This window comes from Oceanobacillus picturae, from assembly GCF_000612865.1.
Lineage (GTDB): Bacteria > Bacillota > Bacilli > Bacillales > Amphibacillaceae > Oceanobacillus_B > Oceanobacillus_B jordanicus.
Genome location: NZ_CCAX010000001.1, coordinates 1,947,417 through 1,969,528, shown reverse-complemented (window position 1 = coordinate 1,969,528; position 22,112 = coordinate 1,947,417). Strand labels below are relative to the sequence as shown.

The 22,112-nt window shown below is 40.0% G+C and carries 22 protein-coding genes; 15 read left to right on the top strand and 7 right to left on the bottom strand.

Annotated elements, in window-relative coordinates:
• Positions 1-19 precede the first annotated feature (19 nt).
• Positions 20-1,219, bottom strand: coding sequence for a cytochrome P450 family protein (locus BN988_RS09895; RefSeq protein ID WP_036575764.1), 1,200 nt, complete (start codon positions 1,217-1,219; stop codon positions 20-22).
• Positions 1,220-1,331: 112 nt separating this feature from the next.
• The gene (ytvI, locus tag BN988_RS09890) at positions 1,332-2,480 is read right to left on the bottom strand and encodes a sporulation integral membrane protein YtvI (protein ID WP_036575762.1); all 1,149 of its coding nucleotides are present in this window, start codon (positions 2,478-2,480) and stop codon (positions 1,332-1,334) included.
• Positions 2,481-2,661: 181 nt separating this feature from the next.
• Between ytvI and BN988_RS09885 the strand changes: the two genes are divergently transcribed.
• Complete coding sequence (locus tag BN988_RS09885; RefSeq protein WP_036575759.1) at positions 2,662-3,690, top strand: TDT family transporter; 1,029 nt, start codon at positions 2,662-2,664, stop codon at positions 3,688-3,690.
• Between the two features lie 11 nt (positions 3,691-3,701).
• Positions 3,702-3,833, top strand: a complete 132-nt coding sequence (locus BN988_RS19300) for a hypothetical protein (protein ID WP_259343691.1) — start codon at positions 3,702-3,704, stop codon at positions 3,831-3,833.
• Positions 3,834-3,868: 35 nt separating this feature from the next.
• Here the strand turns inward: BN988_RS19300 and hmpA are convergent, their stop codons facing one another.
• Complete coding sequence (gene hmpA / locus BN988_RS09880; RefSeq protein WP_036575756.1) at positions 3,869-5,092, bottom strand: NO-inducible flavohemoprotein; 1,224 nt, start codon at positions 5,090-5,092, stop codon at positions 3,869-3,871.
• A 135-nt stretch (positions 5,093-5,227) separates the two neighbouring features.
• Between hmpA and BN988_RS09875 the strand changes: the two genes are divergently transcribed.
• Complete coding sequence (locus BN988_RS09875) at positions 5,228-5,674, top strand: RrF2 family transcriptional regulator (protein WP_036575754.1); 447 nt, start codon at positions 5,228-5,230, stop codon at positions 5,672-5,674.
• Positions 5,675-6,102: 428 nt separating this feature from the next.
• Positions 6,103-7,119, top strand: coding sequence for a 2,3-butanediol dehydrogenase (locus BN988_RS09870; protein WP_036575751.1), 1,017 nt, complete (start codon positions 6,103-6,105; stop codon positions 7,117-7,119).
• Positions 7,120-7,271: 152 nt separating this feature from the next.
• Here BN988_RS09870 and BN988_RS09865 read toward each other — a convergent pair whose 3' ends face one another.
• Entirely contained in the window at positions 7,272-7,577 is a 306-nt protein-coding gene (locus BN988_RS09865) for a hypothetical protein (RefSeq protein WP_081779391.1), read from the bottom strand.
• A gap of 450 nt (positions 7,578-8,027) precedes the next feature.
• On the opposite strand from BN988_RS09865, the gene BN988_RS09860 reads away from it, so the two are divergent.
• From BN988_RS09860 to BN988_RS09830, 7 genes are all read left to right on the top strand, one after another.
• On the top strand, positions 8,028-8,243 hold the full coding sequence (locus BN988_RS09860; protein WP_036575746.1) for a hypothetical protein: 216 nt from the start codon (positions 8,028-8,030) through the stop codon (positions 8,241-8,243).
• Positions 8,244-8,508: 265 nt separating this feature from the next.
• A complete protein-coding gene (locus tag BN988_RS09855; protein WP_036575744.1) occupies positions 8,509-8,844 on the top strand; it encodes an ArsR/SmtB family transcription factor in 336 nt (111 codons plus the stop codon).
• A gap of 32 nt (positions 8,845-8,876) precedes the next feature.
• The gene (locus BN988_RS09850) at positions 8,877-9,875 is read left to right on the top strand and encodes an NADP-dependent oxidoreductase (RefSeq protein ID WP_036575741.1); all 999 of its coding nucleotides are present in this window, start codon (positions 8,877-8,879) and stop codon (positions 9,873-9,875) included.
• 307 nt (positions 9,876-10,182) lie between these two features.
• Positions 10,183-11,571 carry a PepSY-associated TM helix domain-containing protein gene (locus tag BN988_RS09845; RefSeq protein WP_036575738.1) on the top strand — a complete coding sequence of 463 codons (1,389 nt, stop codon included), beginning with the start codon at positions 10,183-10,185 and terminating at the stop codon, positions 11,569-11,571.
• 21 nt (positions 11,572-11,592) lie between these two features.
• Positions 11,593-12,063 (top strand): FixH family protein, encoded by a 471-nt coding sequence (locus tag BN988_RS09840; RefSeq protein WP_036575736.1) that lies wholly within the window; start codon positions 11,593-11,595, stop codon positions 12,061-12,063.
• Positions 12,064-12,335: 272 nt separating this feature from the next.
• Positions 12,336-13,259 carry an LCP family glycopolymer transferase gene (locus tag BN988_RS09835; protein ID WP_036575733.1) on the top strand — a complete coding sequence of 308 codons (924 nt, stop codon included), beginning with the start codon at positions 12,336-12,338 and terminating at the stop codon, positions 13,257-13,259.
• Between the two features lie 141 nt (positions 13,260-13,400).
• Entirely contained in the window at positions 13,401-14,087 is a 687-nt protein-coding gene (locus BN988_RS09830; protein ID WP_036575730.1) for a plasmid pRiA4b ORF-3 family protein, read from the top strand.
• Between the two features lie 97 nt (positions 14,088-14,184).
• Here BN988_RS09830 and BN988_RS09825 read toward each other — a convergent pair whose 3' ends face one another.
• The 3 genes from BN988_RS09825 to selD all read right to left on the bottom strand — a co-directional run bounded on the left by BN988_RS09825 (position 14,185) and on the right by selD (position 17,220).
• Positions 14,185-14,811 carry a DUF421 domain-containing protein gene (locus BN988_RS09825; protein WP_036575727.1) on the bottom strand — a complete coding sequence of 209 codons (627 nt, stop codon included), beginning with the start codon at positions 14,809-14,811 and terminating at the stop codon, positions 14,185-14,187.
• A 240-nt stretch (positions 14,812-15,051) separates the two neighbouring features.
• Entirely contained in the window at positions 15,052-16,110 is a 1,059-nt protein-coding gene (gene mnmH / locus BN988_RS09820; RefSeq protein ID WP_036575724.1) for a tRNA 2-selenouridine(34) synthase MnmH, read from the bottom strand.
• Positions 16,111-16,167: 57 nt separating this feature from the next.
• Complete coding sequence (selD, locus tag BN988_RS09815) at positions 16,168-17,220, bottom strand: selenide, water dikinase SelD (RefSeq protein WP_036575722.1); 1,053 nt, start codon at positions 17,218-17,220, stop codon at positions 16,168-16,170.
• A gap of 277 nt (positions 17,221-17,497) precedes the next feature.
• Here selD and BN988_RS09810 point away from each other — a divergent pair, with 277 nt between their 5' ends.
• From BN988_RS09810 to BN988_RS09795, 4 genes are all read left to right on the top strand, one after another.
• Positions 17,498-18,268 (top strand): acetoin reductase, encoded by a 771-nt coding sequence (locus BN988_RS09810; protein ID WP_036575719.1) that lies wholly within the window; start codon positions 17,498-17,500, stop codon positions 18,266-18,268.
• A gap of 193 nt (positions 18,269-18,461) precedes the next feature.
• Positions 18,462-19,103, top strand: a complete 642-nt coding sequence (locus BN988_RS09805; protein ID WP_036575717.1) for a YesL family protein — start codon at positions 18,462-18,464, stop codon at positions 19,101-19,103.
• A gap of 157 nt (positions 19,104-19,260) precedes the next feature.
• Positions 19,261-20,259: a LacI family DNA-binding transcriptional regulator gene (locus tag BN988_RS09800; protein WP_036575714.1), complete on the top strand. Its 999-nt coding sequence runs from the start codon at positions 19,261-19,263 to the stop codon at positions 20,257-20,259.
• A gap of 463 nt (positions 20,260-20,722) precedes the next feature.
• Positions 20,723-22,027, top strand: coding sequence for an ABC transporter substrate-binding protein (locus tag BN988_RS09795; protein ID WP_231495210.1), 1,305 nt, complete (start codon positions 20,723-20,725; stop codon positions 22,025-22,027).
• Positions 22,028-22,112: the final 85 nt, after the last annotated feature.

Genomic DNA, 22,112 nt, shown 5'->3' with positions numbered 1-22,112 from the left:
TCCAAGATAAATAACTTGTCTAATTCAGTAAAAGCGGTAATTCTCTTACCCCTCTTACAATCATGCCAGTCCGCCATTCTAAATCTTCTTTGTTTATGTTCAACTGGGCATTAGGGTATCGTTTGAAAAAGCTGGCAATGGCAATTTCCCCTTCAAGTCGGGCGAGTGGTGCGCCTAAGCAGGCATGAATTCCTTTGCCGAATGCGAGGTGTTTACTTTTTTCCCGGGTGATATCCAGTTGCTCAGGATTTTCAAATTGACTGGGATCATGGTTGGCTGCGTTAAGGATGACAATTACTAAATCACCTTTTTTCATGGCTTGACCTTTAAACACCATGTCTTCGCTTGCCCAGCGAGATGTACTGTATTCAACAGGATCATTAAATCGTAGGGTCTCTTCAATTGCTGATTTGATCAACTCAGGCTGCTCCTTCAGTAATGCAAGCTGATCCGGGTTTTCGACCAACGCCATAATACTGTTCCCGATAAAATTCACCGTTGTTTCATGGCCGGCAATAATGAGGAGGGAAACGACGCCGTATAACTCTTTCTCGGTTAGTTGGTCGTCTTGTTCCTCTGCGACAATCAATTTACTAATAAGGTCTCCCCCTGGATTTTTCCTTACCGTTTCAAAGCGATCTCTGAGGTATTGAATGAAATCTTGCATGTGCTTCTGAATATCTTGGGCGTATGCTCCATTGGATCCTTCAATCATCGAATTGGACCAAACACGAAAATCATCGCGATCCTTTGTAGGAATACCTAACATTTCACAAATGACAATGATAGGGAGTGGGAAAGCAAACGCGTCAATTAAATTAACGGTTTCCTGGTCGGCGATTTCATCCAGTAATTCATCCGTAATCTCTTGAATACGATCTCGCATGCCTGCAATCATTTGTGGTGTGAACGCTTTGGAAACTAGACCGCGCAAACGGCGATGGTCTGGCATATCAGCAAAAAGCATATTTTCGCTAAAAACGCTGCCATAATCGGAGTCATCCTCCTCGTAAAGCTTCCTATAATCTTTTATGAACTTCTGGTTCTTCAGTGCTTCTAATGCGTCTTCATAGCGTGTTATCATCCAGGCATACTGACCGTCTGGCAACAATACTCGTGCCACCGGTTCTTCATTTCTTAATTGTGTGTATGCAGGATAGGGATTTGGTGTGAAAGCTTTTGTGAATAAGTTACTTTTTACCGTTTCTATGGAGCTCATTTTGATTGTCCCCTTTCAGGTAAAACGATTTCTATTTCAGCATAACATACGCTACCATTTTAACGCCTGATTCCTCGGAACTAAAATGCCTGTAGCATCTTTATAATTTGGCCTACTTCCTACGCTCCTTCACACTGTCTGGTTCTTCTTTAAATCCGAATTTAATAAAATTCATGAGGTCTCGGACGACTCCGATGTCTTTAAATATGATAAAAATAACAAGGATGATGGGGCCGAGAAAAACGCCTACCATTCCAAATAACTGCAAACCGACGAATAAGGAGATCAAGACTGCCAGTGCATCCAGATTCATGCTGGAGGACAGGATTTTTGGCTCGATTGCTTGGCGGACGCCAGCTGTGACACCATATAAGATGGCAAGGCCGATGCCCATCCCAATATCTCCTGTGAAAAACATATACAAGGCCCACGGCCCTAAAATGGTTCCCGAGCCGAGATAAGGGAGAATTTCCGCAGCCCCTACTACGATCGCGACGGCCAAGGTATGGTCTGTTCCCAGTATGAGTAACCCGATAAATACGATGATGGAGGCAATAAACATAAGCAAAATTTGAGCGCGAATTAGCCCCCACACACGGTACCTCAGTATGTTTCGGAAGGATTTAGCTTTATCCCAAACACTTACAGGCATTTTTGTACGGACTCTTGTTACTATTTTCTCCCAGTCTTTTCCGATGAAGTAAAAGCCGATAAATACAAACAGAAAGGCAAGGAGAAAGGATGGAACGATAACAAATAGCTGTGTTAGTCCATTAACTAGTCCAGTCCCAATCTCAGCTATGGAAGAAGCTAGTCGTGTACCCATTGAAGAGATACTCTCCTGAAGTGCAGACTGTTGCTCACTTGAAAAAACATTCATAAATTCACCAAGTCTTTGCCAAATCGGTAAAATGGAATTATTGAAAAAGTCTTGAGCCTGGCCAGTGGTACTCTGAATCCAATCCGGTATAATTTTAGAAAGGCTCTTCACTCCCCAAATAATTAAGAAGACCAACCCAGTAATCGCGCCACCTAGTACGGCGAGACTAATTAATAGCACTACAAATACAGCTAGCGCATTCGGGAGCCTAATTTTCGATCGAATCAGGCGGACGAGTGGATAAAACATCCATACGAGCAGGGCAGCAATCCAAAAAGGATAAGATATTTTAAATACCCAAGCCGCCACCCAACTTAACGCCAGGACAGAAAAGAGGACTATGATAAATCTTGCAATAATGATAGCTTGGTTTTTTGTCATGGTTACTCCTCCAACTTCTTTTAAACTTCGGTTAAGTATTTCTATTATCATATCAAAGAAAGCCTGAAGAAAGTATTACAAGCAATTACGACAATAAGATATACCAAATATGAAAAATAGATACTCGAAAAGTTTTTGTGATAAAATGATTTCTGCAAGTAAAGGAAATTAGGTGTCATTCATGTTATCTATAGATAAATTAAAAATTATAAATCCGGCAGCTGGCACGATTGTAATGGCGATCGGGATCTTTCTCTTTTCTGCTATGGACGCCTTCGGGTTGCAAGAAGGTTTGCGAATAGTCCTTGTCGTGGCTTTTTTTATGCTTGGTATGGTTATTTATACATTGCTAACCGTACAGATTTTTCGTAAAGGATTTTTCTATTCTTTTATACATAATCCAGTGAATTCCTTTTTGGTTGGGTCCTGGATAGCAGGAATTGCAATTATATGTGACGTTGTAATGAAGTATTTCCCTAAATTTTATTTGATTACGCAACTTATTGCCGTAATCAATAGTCTAATATGGATATGCTTTGTTATTCTATGTATTTATCATTTCAAACAGCTTTTCAAAAAGTATCATGTCTACACAATCCATGGGGTGCTGTTATTATCGGCAGTCGCGACGCAATCTGTGGTTATCTCATGGTTTCAGGCTTTTTCAAGAGTCCCTCTTCCATTAGTCGTGTTTATGGTTAGCCTTGGTTTTAGCTTCTATGTTGTTGGAGTTGTCTTCATTAGTCTACGCTATATTGCAAGTACATGGACGCTTGCCGATGACTGGGCAAACACAAATTGTATCCTACATGGGGCCTTATCGATTACCGGCCTTGCGCTTGTTTTTTCTCAGCTCCTGTCTTCGTCGTTCATGACCGTATTTTGGGTAATTGTTTTTATCATTTTTATCTTCGTAGAGGGCATAGAGATAGGAAGAGCAATCAGCAGGATAACGAAATATGGATGGAAAAGAGGAATTTTCACCTACCATATTAGCCAGTGGTCAAGAAATTTCACCTTTGGGATGTTGTATGCCTTCACCCTAGCGTTGCATAGCGCGCTTTCAGAGGGAAGTCTGCTATATCGTTTGCAGTCTGTATTCTTAAAGGTATGGGCATGGGTTGTTTTAGGCTTACTTGTAGTGGAAATAGTGCTGTGGGTTGGGGCCCGTTTTCAGAGGGAGAAGTTACTGGAAAAAAGCAGTGTTTAAGGGGGCTGAAGATGGAGAAAGAACGTGTCGGCGCGTGTGTAGAATGTGAGAAAGTTGTGTATTGTCACAGTGGGTTTTTAGAAGGGGTGCAGGAAGGAAAGGATCTTTTCTGTTTTGCCTGTTATGAAAAGAAAAAAAGTTGACTTCCGTGGTAGAAGTCAACTTTTTTGTTAAGGGGTTAGGCTGTTATGTCTGCTGCCGGGCCGAAGATTTCAAAGTGAATTGCTTCGTCTGCAACGTGCATTTTTTTCAATGCTTGGTACATGCCGCGCATAAATCCTTTTGGTCCACAGAAGTAAAACGCAGAATCTGTTGAAGGGATAATGCTTCTTAACCATTCCTCATCAATTCTTCCGTGTTTGTCACAAGATACCGGATCCTGTGGGTTGTCGTATACGAAGTAATGTGTCACATTATCATGCGTGCTAGCTAAGGTCTCTACTTGTTCTCTCATCGCATGATGCTTGCTTGATTTTGCTGCATGGATGAAAATGACCTCGCGCTCTGGCTGTTCTTTTAGAGTAGCTTCTAGCATACTCATCAATGGTGTTAAACCAACTCCGCCGCTAATCAGAACAAGCGGTTTTTGCTCTTCATTTAATGTGAAATCACCTGATGGAGCAGTGATTGGAATAATGTCACCAGCACGAACTTGCGTGTGCAAGAATGTTGAGACAACACCTGCTGGTAGGTTATCAAGTGCATCTTCTCGTTTTACACTAATCCGATAATAATCTTTACCTGGTGCGGTGGACAAGCTATATTGACGTAAATGGTCGTATGGATCATTTTCGATTTGTGCTTTTACGGTAATATACTGGCCAGGATCATAGGCTTGGATTGCCAGCCCGTCTGCTGGTTTTAAATAGAAGGATGTAATAACATCGCTTTCCACAACTTTTTTCTCTACGATGAAATCACGGAATCCTAGCCAACCACCATGCGTTTGCTCGGTTTGTTTATACATCTCTTTTTCCACTGAAATGAAAACATCCGCAATAACACCATATGCTTTGGCCCATGCTTCAATGATGTCGTCAGTTGCAGCATCGCCAAGTACTTCTTTGATAGCTAATAATAAATATTTCCCTACGATAGGGTATTGTTCAGGCTTAATGTTTAAACTTCTATGTTTATGTGCGATCTGCTTTACATGTGGCAGGATTTCTTCCAAGCGATCAATGTTTGCCGCAGCAGCATACACCGTATTGGCTAATGCTTTTGGTTGATCCCCTTTTCGTTGGTTCGTTTGGTTGAAAACATTTTTTAATTCAGAATGATCTTCAAGCAATCTTGAATAGAAGTGTTTTGTAATGCTTTCTCCATGTTCCGCTAATACAGGAACTGTTGATTTAATAATGTCCATAGTTTTTTGATCTAATAATTGTGTTTGAGTTGTCATAAAAATTCGCTCCTTATTAAAAGGTGTATTTTGAATACATCTTTATTGTAAGACGCTTTAATGTCTTTTACAATGGGGTTTAGGCAGAAGTATGTTACAATAATGTGAAAAGATGAACAAGAGGGTGTGCTTGCCATGAACTTAAAAAAATACACGGATTATTCCTTACGTGTCTTAATTTTTACTGGATTAAAGCATGGCGAGGAACGTGCTAGAATAAAAGAAATTTCCGATGTCTACAACATTTCACAAGAGCATGTGCGAAAGGTCGTGCACGATCTTGTGAAACGAGGACTTATAGAATCCACCAGAGGAAGAGGTGGGGGGATCAGGCTGGCTAAGCCTGCACGTGAAATCAATGTTGGCATGCTAGTGCGTGACTTGGAACAGGACTTCGCGTTATTAGAATGCTTTGATAAAGGAACAAACCATTGCGTCATCTCTCCAGGCTGTAGCCTAAAGCATGTCATCAATAAAGCGCTTGGTACATTTTTTAAAGTGCTAGAAGAATACACGCTCGAGGACCTTATTCATAATGAAGAAGAATTAAGAGCATTGATGGGAATGGGAAATAGTGATTAAGAGCTTGAAGGGCGTTAGGGCAGTGGAGTTGATTGATTGAAAGCCAAATGTGGTTGATTGACACATAAGGTAGGTTGATTGGAAATACAACTTGGTCGATTCAAAAACATGCCCAAAGCAAGCATATAACAAAAGCGGCTCACTTATGGAGCCGCTTTTGTTATAAGAGCATTTTCTCCAATCAATATCCTTATACTTTGGATAGTCATTGCTATAGACAACTTTTAATATAGTGTTTTAATACTTTTTCCAGTCGTTTGGTTACAATGGAGAGTTAACATGTGCTTTGGACTTATGATATCTCTATAATTTCGACAATTATCAACAAAATAATACAATTTTCTTGTTTCTCTATCTTCTATTGCAGTACAATTTAACTATATTACTTACTTAATCTAGTAATATAGCAGGAGAAGGGGGAAGTTACGATGAAAGCGTTAGTTTATTATGGTACAAAGAATGCCAAAGTAGAAGAAATTTCTACACCAGAAGTAACACAAGGTACAGTAAAAGTAAAAGTGGAATATGCGGGTATTTGTGGTACAGATTTACATGAATACATGCACAAATCTTTTGTCACAGCTGACAAAATGATTTTAGGACACGAATTTACTGGGGAAGTAGTTGAAGTTGGAGAAGGTGTTACAAGGTTCAAATCAGGTGACCGAGTAGCAGTGGAACCGATTTGGGGATGTGGAGAATGTGCCTCCTGTAAAAAAGGAAATTACAATACGTGCCCTAACATGGAATCTTATGGTATCCATGAAGATGGCGGATTTGCTGAATACATAGTTGTGAAAGAAGAAAATGTATTTGTTCTTCCAGAGAGTCTTAGCTATGAGCTTGCCGCATTGGTAGAACCGACTGCAGTTGTGCTACATGCAGTACGTAACAGCGAATTTAGAATAGGGGACAAGGTTGCGGTATTTGGCGCAGGTCCAATTGGCTTGTTGTTGTCTGAAACATTACGAGCTGCTGGTGCGAGCAAGATTTTTGTTGTGGAAGTAAACGAAAAACGACGCGAGCTTGCGAAGGAAATGGGCGCTGATGTAGTAATTGATCCATCAACAGAAGATGCTGTGAAGATCATCCAAGAGATGACAAACGGAGGCGTTGACGTTGCGTATGATGCAGCTGGTATTGAGGTAACATTCAATAGCGCATTGGATTGCACGAAACCGAATGGTGAATTTATGGTCGTAAGTGTCTTCTCTAAACCGGTTTCTTACCACCCTGCAACACAGCTAATTAGTGAAAAGAAAATCACAGCTTCCCTAGGATATAACAGTATCTTTGGTGAAGTGATTGATCTTCTAGCGAAGGGCTCTATCAATGCTGACCCTGTTATCACAAATAAAATTAAACTAGATGACATCATCGAAGAAGGCTTTGATAAATTAATCGAAGACAAATCTGAGTGTAAAATTTTAGTAAGCCCGAAATAGAATGTATTAGTAAACGAAATAGCACTTTTCCCTTATAGGTAAGGGGGAAGTGCTATTTTTATTTTTTGAAACATGCCCAAAGGAAAAGCCAATAGCGACTTGCGAATGCAGCCGCTATTGCTTAGTTACGATTTAATATAAAAGCCACTTACTTATTTCTTTAAACAATCCAATAATGTATATCCTAGAACAATTCCAGTAATGGTTTGTATGATTGGTGTTCCTTCCATCATGATTAAAGGTATTTTAATAATTTCTGCTGCAGCAGTATAAGGCAAAATGGCCATCGCAATTACACATAAGGTTGGAATCGCTATTGCTATAAACTTTATCCAATCAAATGTCCAATGTTTATTCTGTCTCATTTCAATAAGCAATTTGGGCAATCTCAGTAGGAGTCCAATAACGAACGGGAAGATGATGCCATATAGGACGACAGGCATTACTTCAAACTTCATACTTGCTGTTTCTTCTACCCGCCCCTGATATTTAATCCCTAAATAGATTATACATCCAATTACAATTGTACAACTGAAATAGTATAAAAACCTTTTAATAAAATCGTCCCCCTTGGATAAGATCGATCTTACTTATATATATGAGAATCAGTACCCTTATGTCTACATTATATTTCATTGGAGATGAACTGAAATGAGCTAGTCATGGTTAATCCTCTTTTACGGTTAGTTAAATCCCTTACTTAGTTAATTCTACAGAGCAGTAGATTGTCCTTCTTCCCTTTCTTTAATAAGCATCTGCTCGTACGTAATTGGGGAGAATTACTTTTATCCATTTGTATGGAAGTTACTATACATTACTGGAAAATAGCGGTACACTTTATTTAACTTACTATTCTAATAATTAATTAAGATCTTGGAAAAGTCAATGGATAGAAGGAGGTCGAGACGATGAAAGTGGCTCTGCTTTTCTTACTGGGTATATTAATTGGGTTTCTATTATCGAGTTTGTTCAACTCGTTGGGATTACCGAACTTTAGTGATTTGTTTGAAGTTATTTTCGGTGAGGCAAACACTGCATCCATCCTTATTGTAAGTGTGCTCATTATTATCCTTTTCTCTCTAACTGTTCGAGGATTAATAAAGCAGGTAAAGGAAGAAAAATGACGGAGCTATTTAGATGATGACGACGCTCCAAAAGATGATAAATATTTAACCTAAAAAAGTGTAGGCAGAAACTACGCTTTTTTAGGTTTGTGTATGAAGTGGACACGAAAGTTGCTGAACATTTTAATGCTTCCCTTTTTGGATGTATTCGTCTCGATTTGCTTTCTCAATATTGCAACACGCATAACGCTATTGTATTGTTATTTTGTTGCAACATGGTTTATCAACTTAAACAGTTAAACTAATTTTGGAGGTATTTTATTGAATGAATAAACAGGACCAACTAAATATAATCAAAAAGGGTTTTATTAATAGTCAGAAGGTACTTTTGGCAATTGGAGACGAAACACGCCAATCGATTTTGTTAGTCCTCATGGGGACGGATTGTGAAACTGGATTACGCGTGGGGGAAATCACAAAACAAACACATCTTTCTCGTCCTGCTGTGTCTCATCATCTTAAGGTTTTACGAGAGGCCGGTGTTATTTTAATGCGTAAGGAAGGGACAAAAAACTTTTACTATATTAATGTAAGTACGGAATTAGGTTTATTAAAAACACTTATGTCGAATATTGATAACTTCATGCAGAACAATTATTGAACATAAATAGACATTATTTGGAGGCAATGGCAATGAGAGCAATGATTATTGAGAAGTATGGGAAAGCGCCATTACGTATGGCAGATGTGCCTACACCTGAACTTGGTGAATTTGAGGTACTCGCAGAAATTCATGCTGCTAGTATTAATCCTATTGATTTTAAGATACGGGATGGAAAAGTGAAATTATTAGTTAAGTATAAAATGCCACTTATCTTAGGAAATGACTTTTCTGGTGTTGTTGCCAAGGTTGGTGCAAAAGTGACTCGCTTTAAAGTTGGTGACGAGATATATGCACGTCCACGTAAAAGTAAAATTGGAACTTTTGCTGAATATATCGCCATTCATGAAGATGACACCGCCTTAAAACCTAAAAATTTAAGCTTTGAAGAAGCAGCATCAATTCCATTGGTTGGGTTAACCAGCTATCAAGCCCTAGTAGACATTTTGCAATTACAAAAGGAACAAAAGATTTTAATTCAAGCTGGGGCAGGGGGGGTTGGTACCTTTGCTATTCAACTGGCCAAATTAATGGGGGCTACAGTTGCAACCACTGCAAGTGAAGCTGGTGAACATTTAGTAAATTCTCTGGGAGCAGATAAAATGATAAATTACAAGGAAGAAAAATTTGAAGAGACATTAAGAAACTATGATGCTGTATTTGATACACTTGGTGGCGAGGTACTTGAAAAATCCTTCGAAGTAATAAAGCGCGGCGGAAAAATTGTTTCTGTTTCGGGTTTGCCGAATGCTCGCTTTGGTAAAGAAAATGGTTCCGGGTTTATTAAGACGTTGTTGTTTTCAGTAGCAAGCCATAAACTAACTGCGCTTGAAAAAAAGCATCATGCACAATATAGATTTTTGTTTATGAAGCCAAGTGGTGAGCAATTACGTATAATCGCAAACTATATGGAGACTGGTAAAATTAAGCCTATAATTGATAGAGTTTATCCTTTTGATGATGCTCAAAAGGCGATGGAATATGCTGAGTCTGGAAGGGCTAAAGGGAAAATAATATTAAAAATAAAATAGTTAAGAAACGAAGCAAAAAGTTCTTTCTAAATAAGTGTGGGTGCGAATCTGGAACAAGGATCGCATCCCATTATATTTTTCACTCCCTTCCCCCTGCAACGAAACCTTTCGCGTATCTTCTTGTCTAAAATGTTACAACTCCACAATTCTTAACAAAAAACCTCACTAATTCTCTTGCTTATTAATTCATAACGAAATAACATGTACGGTAAGTGATCTAAAATGGTACGAATAGCGTTAGCTAAATAGGAATATTTATCTTACCTCCATTCCTTCATGAAATTAGAAAAAGTATAGGAGTAAAATTATGGATCCCATAAAAAAAGAAATGTCTAATCAAGCCTCTAAAGAAAAAACAAAAAAGCAAAAGAGAGCTTTATTCTATAAAACGGTATGGAGATGGCACTTCTATGCAGGTATTATCATCGCGCCATTCCTTCTGATACTTGCCGTGACGGGAAGTGTCTATTTGTTTAAACCACAGATTGAAAACATGATTTACGCCGATTATTATGATGTCACGCCACATGATGAGAGACTTGCAGATTCTGAGATCATAGATCAGGCAAAAGAAATGCATCCGGGTGCGGTGGTCACTAGCTTTCGACCAGGTGAGGATGACACGCGCTCGAGTGAAGTTGGACTGTCGTCTGATGGAGAATCACTGACTGTTTTTGTGAATCCTTATACAGGTGACTCACTTGGTGAGCTAAATGATGAAGATCGCATCATGGATAAAATAGAAGAGTTCCACGGAGAATTAATGGTAGGCACGTTGGGTGATCGAATTGTAGAACTTGCTGCATCATGGGGAATGGTCCTCATTGTGACCGGAATTTTTCTTTGGTTACCTAGAAAAAGAAAGAGTTTGTCAGGCGTAGTCTATCCCCGTTTTCATAAAGGAAAAATGACGTTACGACGTGACTTACATGCCGTTCCAGCGTTCTGGATAGCGGCAGGGATGTTCTTTCTAATCATGACTGGCCTGCCATGGTCTGGCTTCTGGGGGACGAACTTCCAAACAATCGCAACAAACGCAGGAGTTGGTTATCCACCTTCCGTTTGGGTGGGGGATGCACCTAGCTCTGGTGTGCAAACAAAGGAAATAGCAGAGGTGCCATGGGCTGCGGAAACTTTAGATGTGCCAAAGTCGAATTTGCAGGGCTTAGTGCCTGCTTCGATTGATGATATTACGTCAACCGCCAAGCGAGAGGGTGTCCACCCAAGCTATACGGTTATTTTTCCAAATGACGAAGCAGGGGTCTACACGCTATCTGCTTTTCCACCTAAAGCACGGGATGAAATTACCATGCACCTTGATCAGTATTCAGGTGCCGTCCTTGCAGATTATCGGTATGACAATTATGAACCAATTGGAAAGCTGGTTGCGTTGGGCATCACATTGCATAAAGGAACAGAGTTTGGCATCGTAAACCAACTTGTGAGTCTGGCAATTTGTCTCGGTATCATTTTCATCGTATTAAGCGGATTTTACTTATGGTGGAAAAGAAAACCGGAGAACGGAATGGGAGCACCAAAATCTGGGGGACTCTTTAATATGAAACTCTTTTTCATCATATTAATCGGACTAGGAATTCTATTCCCATTAGTTGGCTTGTCCATTATTTGTATTTTAATCATAGATCTATTATTAATTAAACGAATTCCTGCACTGCGACGGTTTTTCAATGCCTAATGATAGAAGGAGGCTTACACGATGAAAAAAGGTATAACCAGCTTGGTTCTAATAGGGCTCAGTCTTGTGCTTGCTGCTTGTTCATTGAATACAGGTGTGGCAAGTCTTTATAAGGAAGAATCGCCCCTGCATGCTGATATTCAGATCCCAGCATCTTTTAAAGAAAATGTCGAGGACGTGATTTCTATTGCACTGGAACAGAACGGGGAACGCGTGGAGAACCCAGAGTTTCTGCATGCGGAAATTTGGAAGCAGGATGGATCCTTATCTTTTCCAATGGAAGAGGTAGAGCAGGATGAAAATGGCGCTTTTTATGTGAAAAAGGACTTTGACGAGGACGGACTCTATTTTATAAAACTCCATGCCAGTTCTAATGGTTCGATCATCACACCCAAAAAGCAATTTATCGTAGGAGAGCTTTCAGATGAAGAACTAGAAATTTTGCAAGAGGGCGCCCAGGAGGAAGAAGTCGATCACGAGCATCATCACTAATCAAGGGGAGAGCATCGGCCATGAGCGAGAGAGTATCGCCTTAGGGTGAGGGAATATCGCCCGAGAGAGAAAGAATATCGCCCATGAGCGAGTGAACATTTCCAGATAGCAACCAAGCCTCAGCCGCCCTGCGACCTCAACATTATATAGTATTTTTTGGCAAATTGGTGTTGTTTTCTGTCTAGTTTTGTAGGTATAATAGAGTAGTGTTTATAAAGAATACCGGTAAAAGATTACTACTATAAAGATTGAGTTAGAGAAGGGGCACCTATATGAGAAGGTCTGAGCGCAAGAAGTCAAAAAAATTATGGCTAAAGATACCAATAATTGTAGTGCTATTGCTTTTGGTTGGAGTTGGAGTTTATGCATTTTCCTTATATCACAATGCTAAAAGTACAGTCAATGAAAAGATGAATGAGCCAATAGAGTCAATTGATACAGCAGTTACGAAGAAAAAGGTTAAGGATTTAGAGCCTTTAAATATTTTACTTATGGGTGTGGATGCAAGGGGAGCAGACAAAGGGCGTTCTGATGCTCTTATGGTTTTGTCACTTGATCCTGATTCAGAGCGCATGCAACTAATTAGTATTCCACGTGATACACGTGCAACCATTGTCGGTAGAGGTACAGAAGACAAGATTAACCATGCTTACGCATTCGGTGGACCGGACATGTCGGTAGCCACAGTAGAAAACTTCCTCGATATTGACTTGGATTATTATGTCCGCATGAACATGGAGGGGCTTGAAGAGTTAGTTGATGAACTAGGAACCATTACAGTGAATAATGAAATTGCCTGGAATGATGGAAAGTATGACTTTACAGAAGGCCCTGTCGAGATGGATGGCGATAAGACGATGGCATTTGTCCGGATGAGAAAGCAGGATAACGCTGGAGACTTCGGACGTACTAAGCGTCAGCGTCAGGTAATTCAAGGAATAGTGGATAGAGGGGCTTCGGTTGGCTCTGTGAATAAAATTGGTGGCGTGATTGACGTTCTTGGAAACAACATGGCGACAAACCTAGACTTTGAAGACATGAAGAATTTGTTCTCTAATTACAGAGGCGTCCGTAAAAACGTGGATAACTACATGTTAGAAGGAAGTGGCACCACTATTGATGGCATTTATTACTATCTAGTGCCAGATGAAGAGATTCAGAAAGTACATTCCATGATTGCAGATATCAAGTCGTAAAGGCGATATAACAGCACGTTCCATCTCAGGAGCGTGCTGTTTTTTAAAAATTTAGCTACACAATGTAACTGGCTGTTAGTAATAATTTGACTATACTAGAAAGTTTCTCTTAAATTTCTGGGAGAAGGAAGGGGAAGTGAAATGGAAGCTTATAAGATTAAGATTGAGTTACTCGATGCTGACCCGGCAATTTGGAGGGAAGTCGTAATGCCAGCAGATGCTACCTTCAAAAGATTACATGATGTGATTCAAAATACAACTAATTTTTTAGGTGGCTACCCAAGTGATGGCTATCATCTATATAAATTTGACTTAGTAAAAAATAATATCTTGGTAACAAACGACGAAGAAGCCTATGTGGAGCATAAACATTTTATGAAAAACAGAAAAGTAATGGAGAAAGAAATGAGGGAGCAGGTATTACCTGAACATGAAAAGTTTGTGCAAAGACGACTACAATCATTGCAGACAGTGGTCAGAAAGCCTACTGGGTTGAAAATTGATGATTATTTACAAAAATATGGAGAATTGCTTTATACGTATGACTTTGGGGATGATTGGCGATTTTTAATCACGCTGGAATCGATTAGGGAAGATTACCCATACGGTTATCCTACACTTCTTGATGGTGCTGGAACGGCTCCGCCAGAAGATGTCGGGGGCTTACTGGGGTTTGCTTCATTTCTAAAGAAATATCATGATCAGAAGGATCCAGATCATGATGATGTAGTACAATGGGCCGAAATGCAACAGTACCGGGAATATGATAAGACTCAGATTAATAGCAGATTAAAAGGGATTAAATATAAGAAGACAGAGTGGACATGAAGTGGGATTCATGGCTCTTTTCATTTTCTCCTGATCGCAATAGGGTGAAAATAGGAGGATGTAGAAAGAAAAAGACGCACTAGATAACTGTGACGTCTTACTCCTTTTTCTCCATATAAAGCTCTCCGTCTGTATAGCTACAAATAAATATATCTTCTACGGTAAGTCCGCGCTGCTTGATTTGGCTAAAGAGCCAATCTTTATTAACGCGCAGGATGTCTAGCTGTTCCTCTTGGACCACGCCGTCCACAATTACGGGCAGGCTAAAGGGGGTGTCGTAATCAAAGACAGAAAAAGCACCCGAAGCTTCGATCAGGGCATATTTTACGGTTGAGATATCCGCGATGCCTTTATCGCGAAGTTGGGTATAAAGATCGTCAACCGTGTAGCCATTATCCCTCATGTTTTGTTGATGGCATTTTCCATTCTCAATAATAAGGGAGGGCCTTCCGTCAATAACGTCACGAGCTTTTTGGCTTTTAAGGGTGAGCTTGGATACAATGTATTGAATAATAACTAGGAGGAAGATTGGTAGAAGCGCTATGAACAGAGATCTCTCTTGGTCTTCGATAACAATTACACCAATGTCGGCAATCATAAGCGTGACCGCGATCTCCAAAATACTTATCTCCCCAATATCCTTTTTCCCTGTCAGTTTAAAAAACAGTAGAATTGCAATAAAAGCAATGGGGGTGCGATAGAGAATGAAAAGATATTCTTCCACAGACCAAACTCCAATCTAAATATACTCGTATTTACCTTGTTCCATTTGTTGAAAATTATACCTTGCTAAACTTTAAAAGGAGCAGCACTTGAGTGGAGGAATAGAAGAAATAGTAGACCAAATTTAAAAGGAAAAGTATGCTGCTCGTACAATCGAGGGGGCATGCTTTTCCTTAAAGGTTTGAACTACAAGATGGGGTTCTCATAATTGCGACACATGTATGTGAGAAAGCGCAATAAGTTACGCTTGCAAGCGATGCCGTGCAATGTTCTTCGTAGTTAGGTAATCAGTAACCAAACTTGTCCCTTCCTCTATGGAGTTTGCCGTGAGGCTGACCTTATTTTTAGAGGGAACCTGGTCAACAAGATGGTCGTATAACGGGTCATAATAGTACTCAAGTAAGAGTCTAACTGCAGAAGCGTATTGCTCTGTATTTAAGTCAGCTTCTATTTGACTTGCAACAGGAGTATGGATTCGCTTTTTAATTCGTTTAAATGCTTCAATGCATGCTTGTTTTTGCTCCCATGGTTGGTAGTCCTCCAAAATTTGCTGAACGCGCACTTCTATTGGCATGTGAAGGATAAGTTGTGTAGCTTGCTCCTTTTTTTCCAAAAGAGCTGTAGGCAACAATACTTTTCCTATACGTTTACTTTCCCCTTCAAACAGAACGTAAGGGGCGTCATGGATTAATTCCATCTCTTCAACAAATAAGGCGTCAAATGTTTTTTGATTGTATGGGTCCAAACCAATTTGCCCAAAAATGGAGCCGCGGTGATTCGCCATTCCTTCCAAATCAAGTACCGGATAGCCTGCATTTTTTAGATTTTGTAGAATTCTCGTTTTTCCTGATCCAGTATAGCCATTGAGAACAAAAGCCTCATGCTTCCAATCAGACGCATCTAGTGTCGATGCAACCCAATTACGATAACTGCGATAACCGCCAGTTAATCGCTTCACCTTAATTCCCATTAAATCTAGAACGGTTGCAGAGGTTTTACTTCGCATTCCTCCACGCCAGCAAAAAACAGCTTTTGCTCCAGGGACGCCAGAGAATTCATGGATAAAAGCAGGTAGCTTTGCTGAGATGATCTCAAGCCCCTTTTCTTTTGCTGCTTCAGGGCTTACCTGTTTATAGAGTGTTCCAACCTCTGCTCTCTCTTCGTCATTGAAAAAGGGAATATTAATGCTACCTGGAATGGTTGCATCCTTAAACTCAGAAGGGGAACGGACATCGATTATCGTTAGTTCGCCGGCATGATGTAAGGCACGTAATGAATCTACGTTAATATCTTCAAACATGAGTAGCCCACCTTTCTCCTGATTTTTAGTATGACGTACAAACCAGGCAAAATTTTTCTATGCTTCAACGTAAATATGTTTAGATTTCTTCTCGGTTACTTCTCCAATCATAGCGGCTTCCACCTTTGCTTGCTGTAAAGCTTTAAGGAGATCGCTCGCCTCCTCTTCCGGAACCGAAAGTAATAAACCACCAGAGGTTACAGCATCACATAAGATCCATTGATCGACTTGGTCCATTGTGTCAGGAAAAACGATATCGTCCTGCAAATGGGCATAATTATTTTTTGTCCCACCAGGCACTGCACCCGCTTCAGCTAGTTCCTTTACCCTTGAGAGCCTTGGAACGTTTTCGTTTACGATACGCAGTGTGACATTGCTAGCTTTTGCCATTTCCGATGCATGGCCTAGTAAGCCGAATCCCGTTACATCAGTGGATGAATGGACGTCATACGGACGCATCGTTTCTGCTGCAGTCTTATTCAGTGTAGCCATTGTTTTCGTTGCCACATCGATTTCAGAATCTGTGAGCAATCCTTTTTTAAGAGAAGTTGTGGTGATACCTACACCAATGGGTTTCGTTAATATTAATTTATCACCGGGCTTTGCGCCAGCGTTTGTAAGGACTTTATCAGGATGGACAGTTCCTGTTACAGCTAAACCGAATTTGGGTTCTTTGTCGTCTATGGAATGACCACCAACTAGTGTGATATTTGCTTCTTTCAGCTTGTCGGCTGCACCACGTAGAATATCAGTAAGAATTTGTTTATCAAGCGTAGCGATTGGAAAAGCAACAATGTTTAGTGCAGTTAACGGTGTGCCGCCCATCGCATAGACATCACTAATCGCATTTGCTGCAGCAATTTGTCCGAATGAATAGGGATCGTCTACAATTGGTGTGAAAAAATCAACCGTTTGTACAAGTGCTGTGTCGTCATTGATACGAAATACACCTGCATCATCACTTGTGTCTAATCCTACAAGCAAATCTGGGTTTGGGGATACAGGAGGTAACCCTCTGAGAATATCCGATAAATCCGCGGGGCCAATTTTACAGCCACATCCGCCTTTGGATGATAGGGAGGTTAACTTAATCGTTGTTTCATTCGTCATAGATTCATCTTCCTTTCTAAAGCCTTGCTTTCTCTCTATTATAGTCCAACTATTCCGCAATTGCATGGTAATAAACTGAAATGGCAACATAGTCTGTACAAATTAACTGTAGGTAAAAAGGAGTTAAGAATCTAATAAATGTCGAGTGAATACATGGTAAGACTGCTATCATTAACATTTCTTTTTAAGGTGCCAGGTTCTTTTTTATTTCAATGTTTTAGTCAAAAAGGTCTAGGGTAAAAAAACTATGAGATAAATTTTAGGAGAGGTGATATTTTTGAGTAAAGTAGCAGTCATTACAGGTGGAGCACAAGGTATCGGAAAAGGGATTGCCGAACGACTGGGGAATGACGGATTTAATATTGTTATTAACGATATGAATATTGACCTTGCCCAGGAAACGGTAGAAGAATTTAAAAAGAATAATATTGATGCTATCGCGGTTGAAGGAAATGTGGCGAAACAAGAAGACCAATTTGATCTAGTAAAAAAAGCAGTTGATAAATTCGGTTCGGTTGATGTATTTATTAACAATGCTGGTATTGATCAAGTAGAGGCGGTTGAAGATATAACACCAGATAATCTGGATAAAATCTTTAACGTAAATGTATACGGAACAGTCTATGGTACACAAGCAGCAGCGAAGCAGATGAAAGAACAAGAAAATGGCGGTAAAATTATTAATGCCTGCAGTATTGCCGGTAAAACAGCATTTGAATTACTTGGAGCATACTCAGCAACAAAATTCGCTGTCCATGGGCTGACACAGGTTTCAGCTAAAGAGCTTGCCCAATTTAATATTAAAGTAAATGCTTATTGCCCAGGAATCGTGGGAACTAGCATGTGGGATCGTATTGATAAAGGCATGGTAGAATATAAAGGCTTAAAAGAAGGGGAAGCTTGGCAAGAGCAAGTAAACGGCATCCCACTAGAGCGCTCTCAAACTCCAGAGGATGTGGCAAACTTAGTTTCTTATCTTGCTTCATCAGATGCTGATTATATGACCGGACAAGCAATCAACATTGATGGTGGAATTGAAGTACACTAATTCATAATGGAATTGAATAGGAAATGGGGAATCTTCAATCGTTAAGGTTTTCATTTCCCTCTACATGAGCTGTCGGTCGTTGGCCGGCAGCTTTTTCATTTTAATGTCTATTGCGAACAATGGTCGCTTGCATTATATTGGAATTAGTTAATAGGACCAAAAATATGATTATTTCAATAGTGGGGAGATGCCTATGAAAGGATTGTATGGATTATTTGAGTGGGTTGCACGAATGGCTTATGTGAACGTATTATGGATTCTATTCTCTATCCTTGGTGCCGGAGTGTTAGGTGTGGGACCAGCAACATTGAGTGCATTTACCGTAATAAGGAAGCGACTGAGAGAGGGAGAAGGGTTTTCCACATGGCAGGTTTTTGCTAACACATATCGGAATGACTTTTGGGAAGGAAATAAACTAACATTACTTCTTTTACCTATTTATCTCTTTATTTATGTAGATTTTTCAATCATTCAAACATTACCCTATGATGTATTTATAGATTATATCGTATTTCCAGCGCTTCTCTTGCTTTCCGTTTTGGTTGTTATTCTATCAAGCTATTTATTTGCAGTCCATACCCATTTTGACCTTCCTTTCTGGAAATATGTTACATATGCAGTGCTAGCAGCAGGGATATCTCCATTGTCTGTTGTTTTAATTATTTTTGGCTTAGCACTTATTTCACTTCTTTCCTTCCTTTTTCCCGCAACCCTGTTGTTCTTTGGGGTAAGTATCCCTGTGTTACTTATTCAGGCCTGTGCTTTGCAGGCATTTGGGAAGATGGAGGCGTTCCAACTACATCAAAAACGTGTGAAGCACGAATCGGGGTGTTAACGTCCGTATACTTCAGCTTAAACATCACTTTTTCACCTCATATTTTGAAGTGGGAGTCTTACGGACGGTTGCTACGCGATAAATTTTCAGAAACTATTGACAAATCAACCAAACCGCTCTATATTAAGATGGAAAGCGCTTTCGTTAGGAGTAGAACATGACAACAATTTATGACATAGCAAAAGCAACAGAGTATTCGATTACAACGGTATCCAAAGTATTAAACAACTATCCAAATGTAAGTGAAAAAGCAAAGAAGAAGGTTTTGCAAGCAGTAGAAGAGCTGGGGTATACACCAAATTCTTCTGCCCGTACGTTGGCTACAAACAAATCCTGGATGATTGGGGTGGTGTTCGCAGAGCATTTGGGTGTCGGCATGGCTCATCCTTTCTTTAGTGAAGTCATCGAGAGCTTTAAAAAACAAGTAGAGCTATATGATTATGATCTACTCTTTGTTTCTCGTAACATGGGATTACAAAAGCGTACCTATAAACATTTGAAACATCGAGGTGTGGATGGGGTAGTAGTGGTCCAATCATTAGGGGAAGAAGCGATTGAATATTCCACTTCCAAATTGCCGACGGTATTCGTTGATATGCCGATTGAAAAATCAAGCGCAGTATACAGTGATAACAAGCAAGGTGGGATGCTGGCAGTAGATTATCTGTATGGGTTAGGGCATCGAAAAATTGCCCATATTGCTGGACGTGATACCATGTTCACAGCTGTTGAACGCACAAGAGGATTTAAACTTGCCACCCGCGAAAAGGCGTTAACCATACCAGAACAGTACATAGTGGATGGTGGCTATTATTCCTATGAGGGTGGTCGTGAGGCAATGGTCAGGTTATTGGGTTTGGAAGATCCGCCAACTGCGGTATTTGTCGCAGGTGATGAGATGGCACTAGGGGCCATTAAAGTAATCAAAGAAGCGGGACTTCGTGTACCCGAGGATATTTCGGTAATTGGGTTTGATGATATTCCACTTTCCAAGCATGTAGACCCACCATTAACGACAATAAGGCAGGATAAACAACTGATAGGCCAGCAATCTGCGGTACTATTACTCGATAAGATTAATGGGCTATCTAAAAACAATCAGGATAAAATCGTTCCTGTCCAGTTAATTAAACGGAATTCCTGCAGTGCATTGTAAGGGATTAGGGAATTTTATTGCAAAAAGGTAAAGCGCTTTACTAAAGTAGTGGAATAAAGAATAAGTGAAAATAGGAAAAAAACTGTATAATTCGTTAAATGTAAGCGTAATCATGTACCGTATGCTAAATAAATCTCCAATACTAGTTTGCTTTTTCATAGTAAAGCGCTTTACCTAAATTTTTAAATGTGAAAAGGAAAAGGGGTCAAGGAGAGAAAAGTAGTGGAACGATGGTTGTGCAATATTTTATATTCTAAAGTCCAAAGTATAAGAAAAACGTATACATTCGCTATAAAACTTGCGAATGCTAGTTTTTCAAGCACATTAGGAAATATAAAATTTTACTAGGAAGTAATCACGACGCAGTTAAAATTTTGAAGTTCTAAGTATAAGAAAAACGTACACATTCGCTATAAAACATGCGAATGCTAGTTTTTCTAAATGTAATCGAGGGGGAATTACGTTGAAAAAATGGATGTTCTTACTAGCTATAACAAGTGTTTTTCTGGTGCTTACTGCTTGTTCTGAGGAGAAAGCAGATTTAGTTGTTACATCGTTTACAGATGAATTGCAAGGACCAATTGATAAGTTCGAAAAGTTGCATGATGTAAAAGTAGACTTACAGATTATCCCTACCGAAAATTACACAACAACACTACGTCCTGCTTTAGAAAGTGGGAAGGGAGCGCCAGATGTATTTACTGGGGAGATCGTCTATTTAAAAGATTGGCTGGAACAAGATTACTGGGAAAATCTTTCTGCAGATCCTTATAACGTAGATAGCTGGGAAGATGATTATATGGAGTATGTCTGGGATTTAGGAAAAGACCCAGAGGATAATGTGAGAGCAGTTTCTTGGCAAACAACGCCAGGTGGTATCTACTATCGTAGAAGCATTGCAAAAGAAGTACTGGGAACCGATGATCCTGCAGAAGTAGGCGAAATGTTCTCCACTATGGAAGGCTTGATGGAGGTTGGAGAAAAGATGAAAGAAAAGAATTATCGTCTCTTCCCTGATGAAGGATCGATTCAACCATACACGAATGGACAGGATCCACAGCCGTGGGTAAATGAAGCCAATGAGCTTGTGATGACAGAAGCACGTTTATCTTACTTTGATTATGCAAAAGAACTACGTGATAAGCAGTATACTGCCCTTGCTCCTGCTTGGTCTCCAGCCTGGTATGAGTCCTTCGTTGGTCCAATTAGTTATAATGTCGGCTGGGATGAGTTGGATGATAGTGCAGAAGCAGAAGACAAGACAGAAGTATTTGCTGTCTCCCTTCCAACGTGGGCACTGAATTCTGTGCTTAAAGTTGAAGCAGAAGAAACCGCTGGAGATTGGGCAGTTACCAACGGTCCTACTCCATATTTCCAAGGTGGTACGTGGATTGGCATGTATAAGGATTCAGAGAACAAGGATCTGGCTTGGGAGTTTATCCAAATGCTCGTACATGATGAAGAGTTCCTAACTGAATGGGTTACAGAGACTACAGGGGATGTCCTTTCCTATATTCCTGTTACAAGTAAAATTAGTGAAGGGTATGAGGAGGAGTATTTAGGCGGGCAGAACCACTATGAATTCTTCCTGGAAGAAGCAAACAAAATTGATGCCAGCACGATCACCAAATATGACCAGCAGATCGGCGACTTATTTGGTACAGAGGTAGGCAACTATGTGGAAGGAACGGTCACAAAGGAAGAGGCATTAGAGGAGTTTTATAATCAAGTGAAAAATGCCTTCCCAGACATCATCATTCCGGAATAGACAAACAAGGTGAGGGAGCACTCCCAATTGGCTGTGTTCCCCACTTATTAACACGTTAGGCAATTTGGAAGTCCCAAGTATAAGA

What these genes read in the sequence shown, in the direction of transcription:
- BN988_RS09895 (WP_036575764.1), bottom strand. Translation starts at nt 1,219, where the DNA reads ATGAGCTCCATAGAAACGGTAAAAAGTAACTTATTCACAAAAGCTTTC.
- ytvI (WP_036575762.1), bottom strand. Translation starts at nt 2,480, where the DNA reads ATGACAAAAAACCAAGCTATCATTATTGCAAGATTTATCATAGTCCTC.
- BN988_RS09885 (WP_036575759.1), top strand. Translation starts at nt 2,662, where the DNA reads ATGTTATCTATAGATAAATTAAAAATTATAAATCCGGCAGCTGGCACG.
- BN988_RS19300 (WP_259343691.1), top strand. Translation starts at nt 3,702, where the DNA reads ATGGAGAAAGAACGTGTCGGCGCGTGTGTAGAATGTGAGAAAGTTGTG.
- hmpA (WP_036575756.1), bottom strand. Translation starts at nt 5,092, where the DNA reads ATGACAACTCAAACACAATTATTAGATCAAAAAACTATGGACATTATT.
- BN988_RS09875 (WP_036575754.1), top strand. Translation starts at nt 5,228, where the DNA reads ATGAACTTAAAAAAATACACGGATTATTCCTTACGTGTCTTAATTTTT.
- BN988_RS09870 (WP_036575751.1), top strand. Translation starts at nt 6,103, where the DNA reads ATGAAAGCGTTAGTTTATTATGGTACAAAGAATGCCAAAGTAGAAGAA.
- BN988_RS09865 (WP_081779391.1), bottom strand. Translation starts at nt 7,577, where the DNA reads ATGAAGTTTGAAGTAATGCCTGTCGTCCTATATGGCATCATCTTCCCG.
- BN988_RS09860 (WP_036575746.1), top strand. Translation starts at nt 8,028, where the DNA reads ATGAAAGTGGCTCTGCTTTTCTTACTGGGTATATTAATTGGGTTTCTA.
- BN988_RS09855 (WP_036575744.1), top strand. Translation starts at nt 8,509, where the DNA reads ATGAATAAACAGGACCAACTAAATATAATCAAAAAGGGTTTTATTAAT.
- BN988_RS09850 (WP_036575741.1), top strand. Translation starts at nt 8,877, where the DNA reads ATGAGAGCAATGATTATTGAGAAGTATGGGAAAGCGCCATTACGTATG.
- BN988_RS09845 (WP_036575738.1), top strand. Translation starts at nt 10,183, where the DNA reads ATGGATCCCATAAAAAAAGAAATGTCTAATCAAGCCTCTAAAGAAAAA.
- BN988_RS09840 (WP_036575736.1), top strand. Translation starts at nt 11,593, where the DNA reads ATGAAAAAAGGTATAACCAGCTTGGTTCTAATAGGGCTCAGTCTTGTG.
- BN988_RS09835 (WP_036575733.1), top strand. Translation starts at nt 12,336, where the DNA reads ATGAGAAGGTCTGAGCGCAAGAAGTCAAAAAAATTATGGCTAAAGATA.
- BN988_RS09830 (WP_036575730.1), top strand. Translation starts at nt 13,401, where the DNA reads ATGGAAGCTTATAAGATTAAGATTGAGTTACTCGATGCTGACCCGGCA.
- mnmH (WP_036575724.1), bottom strand. Translation starts at nt 16,110, where the DNA reads ATGTTTGAAGATATTAACGTAGATTCATTACGTGCCTTACATCATGCC.
- selD (WP_036575722.1), bottom strand. Translation starts at nt 17,220, where the DNA reads ATGACGAATGAAACAACGATTAAGTTAACCTCCCTATCATCCAAAGGC.
- BN988_RS09805 (WP_036575717.1), top strand. Translation starts at nt 18,462, where the DNA reads ATGAAAGGATTGTATGGATTATTTGAGTGGGTTGCACGAATGGCTTAT.
- BN988_RS09800 (WP_036575714.1), top strand. Translation starts at nt 19,261, where the DNA reads ATGACAACAATTTATGACATAGCAAAAGCAACAGAGTATTCGATTACA.